The 1,287-nt window shown below is 34.7% G+C and carries 1 protein-coding gene and 1 pseudogene; both read left to right on the forward strand.

Translation table 11 applies throughout. The annotated features are described in order from the left end of the window. Positions 1–235, forward strand: a pseudogene (locus tag TR08_RS33320) (hypothetical protein); the annotation flags it as partial. 500 nt (positions 236–735) lie between these two features. After that, positions 736–1,287: reverse transcriptase domain-containing protein (locus tag TR08_RS19495; protein ID WP_045521083.1), on the forward strand; the 552-nt coding region annotated here is incomplete at its 3' end.

Here is a 1,287-nt window from a genome sequence, read left to right on the forward strand (position 1 = left end):
TTTTTTCCCATTGGCCCCTCTTTTCCAAGTCAGACTCTATTATTTTACAGGCTCACTCCTTTGTTTACTAGCTATTATTACATTGCTGTTTGTGCCTGCGAAGGTCACGATGGGGGAACATCAGATAAATGCATTTATGTCTGTAGTAGGATTGGGCTCAGCCCTAATCTTGTGGGGAACTGGTTTGGCAATATGGTTAATGGGTAGAAGATTGCTAGGTATCGTCCCGAAATAAAATGATTATTCCATATTATAGAACGATCGTTCGTCTTAATCAAATATCAACAGAGTTATTTAACATAGGCTTTATCTAAAACACTTGAGGCAATTTTCTAATAGTTAATTTCATATGTCCATACAATCATAATCTTACTCAAGAACAGGGCGCGATTGTTGAGGAGTATTCCTAATAAATAGGTTGTTTACATATTAGTCATGTATAATATGTTAAACAGCCTATGTTTTTTGCTTTTTTTAAATTTAGGTATTGATAATTTCAGTTCTGAAACATAATCATCATGATCGAATGGTTTATCCGTTTTATGGAGTAACATTGGGCTAATAAACATAATTTCACCTCATATAATGATACTACGAAAATGAATAACTGAAATTAGGAGATAAATGGAATTGACCCCAGTGAATATAGCAGTTGTAAAAAAATTCAAATTAAGTTCATAATTCTTCCAGCCACTTGATCTTAAGCCTCATAGTTAAGATAAAAGGAGTGGTTGAATGAGCCGAATTGTTATCATGGAAGTAGCAATGAAAGAGGAATTACCTGAACTTTATGACATCTATTTTGGTGGAAAAGTATTATTTCATTATGAAGAAGAAATTCCTTTTCTTGTAGTTGGAACAACATCAAATATTGTAGCAGACAGAGCTCTACAAAGAAGTACCTCAACGGTACTTTCATCAATTTATGAACAAGACTTTCTCAATTGTTCATTCGGTGGTAGACCAAATAGGGGAGCACATAATGTCTTAGCTACGCTTAATGAAACGATTTCAGGAAAGAAAGTTAGCTGGGTACTGGAGGCTGACCTAAAGAACTTCTTTGGAACCTTAGACCATGATTGGGTAATTAAATTCGTTCAGCATAGAGTTGGCGACCCTAGAATTATAAGTCTAATTAAAAGATGGTTAAAAGCAGGTGTGATGGAAGGAAATGAAGTACAAATCAGCGAGACAGGAACACCGCAAGGTGGGTCAATAAGTGTACTGTTAAGTAACATTTATCTTCACTATGTATTGGATTTATGGTTTGAAAAAGCGATAAAACTA

It is taken from the genome of Neobacillus niacini (assembly GCF_000759675.1).
In the GTDB taxonomy this organism is placed as follows: domain Bacteria; phylum Bacillota; class Bacilli; order Bacillales; family Cytobacillaceae; genus Neobacillus; species Neobacillus niacini_A.